The organism is Staphylococcus gallinarum (genome assembly GCF_000875895.1).
GTDB lineage: Bacteria > Bacillota > Bacilli > Staphylococcales > Staphylococcaceae > Staphylococcus > Staphylococcus gallinarum.
On record NZ_JXCF01000157.1, the window covers coordinates 1 to 1327 of the forward strand.

Here is a 1327-nt window from a genome sequence, read left to right on the forward strand (position 1 = left end):
AAATCAACATGACGAGTACGATTAAAACAATCATGCAAATCAATGCAATATAGTCGATGTCAATATTCGTTGCGTGTTGGCGAACTGTAGAACGTATAATGCTGAGCAATACGATTGGCATCGCTCCTGCAATACCATAGCGCACATTTTGATCTGCTAGCCAAATAAGTAACATCGTCCCTGCTATAAGAATGAGTAACAATAATGCGATTGTTGAACTTTTTGTTTTTTCAATGTCTACATGTTGAGAAACAACGAAAAAACCTTGAACCAAACTAAATGCCAATGCCAACAATTTCTCCTGGTAATGCTTTTCCCTACGTGTCATCTGCATCATCTTCTCAAGATTTCTATAACGTAGAAACATTAGGACGATCATCGCAGTTAACCATGGACCAAGTCCTAATGAGAAAATATTCAATGTCAGAATATCTCCACCTACGTTTGATACCGCAAGTTGATAGAAATCATGTGTGTCAGTCAACCCTTTTGAATTACTCAAAATCGGAATGCGACTGCCTAATATGTATATAAATAAAATGATGAATGTAAATGCTAGGCGCTTATATATAATTTTGTATTCGTACTGATGTAATATGCGATGTAATAAGTTGTTCTTCACGTTAAACCTCTTTTAAAAACATGGTGCCAAAGAGGCAAGCACCACAATATTTGAACTGCTTTTAGCGCTCAAACTTGTACGGTATGTTGCCTCTTTAACACATGTTGTTCTATTTATTATTGCTCAGACTGTTCTTGTTGTTTCTCTTTTTTAGACTTTCTAAGTAAGCCCATTCCACCAAGTAATGCTGCAACGCCACCCATCAATCCGTAACTGTTCTCTGATGATTGACCAGTTTCTGGAAGCTGTTCTTTGCCATTTTCTGACATAGATGTGCTATGAGACGCTGAACTTTGTGACATAGACTCACTTGTGTGCATTGATGTCGATGTACTCATGCTTGCTGAAGCTGATGTACTCATTGATGTTGAGGCACTTTCGCTCATTGAAGTTGATGTGCTCATTGACATTGACTCACTCATACTTACTGAAGTTGAAGTACTCATTGACGCTGATGCACTTTCACTCATTGAAGTTGAAGCACTCATGCTTGCTGAGTCGCTTTCGCTCATTGATACTGAGTCACTCATACTTACTGATGTTGATGTGCTCATTGACGCTGAGTCACTCATACTCATTGATGTTGATGTGCTCATGCTCGCTGAGTCGCTTTCGCTCACTGATGTTGAATCACTCATGCTCGCTGAGTCACTCATACTCATTGATGTTGATGTGCTCATGCTCGCTGATGCACTTTCACTTACT

The 1327-nt window shown here is 39.1% G+C and carries 2 protein-coding genes and 1 pseudogene; 1 reads left to right on the forward strand and 2 read right to left on the reverse strand.

What is annotated here, in order from left to right; all coding sequences use genetic code 11:
• Together SH09_RS13875 and SH09_RS16705 are read right to left on the reverse strand one after the other, a co-directional pair.
• Positions 1-622: pseudogene (locus SH09_RS13875) on the reverse strand (accessory Sec system protein translocase subunit SecY2); the annotation flags it as partial.
• A gap of 116 nt (positions 623-738) precedes the next feature.
• Positions 739-984: an LPXTG cell wall anchor domain-containing protein gene (locus tag SH09_RS16705; RefSeq protein ID WP_211261921.1), complete on the reverse strand. Its 246-nt coding sequence runs from the start codon at positions 982-984 to the stop codon at positions 739-741.
• Between SH09_RS16705 and SH09_RS16710 the strand changes: the two genes are divergently transcribed.
• Positions 959-1327 (forward strand): hypothetical protein (locus tag SH09_RS16710; RefSeq protein ID WP_268767851.1); only part of this gene is annotated, 369 nt, incomplete at its 3' end. The two genes, SH09_RS16705 and SH09_RS16710, sit on opposite strands and share 26 nt — an antisense overlap.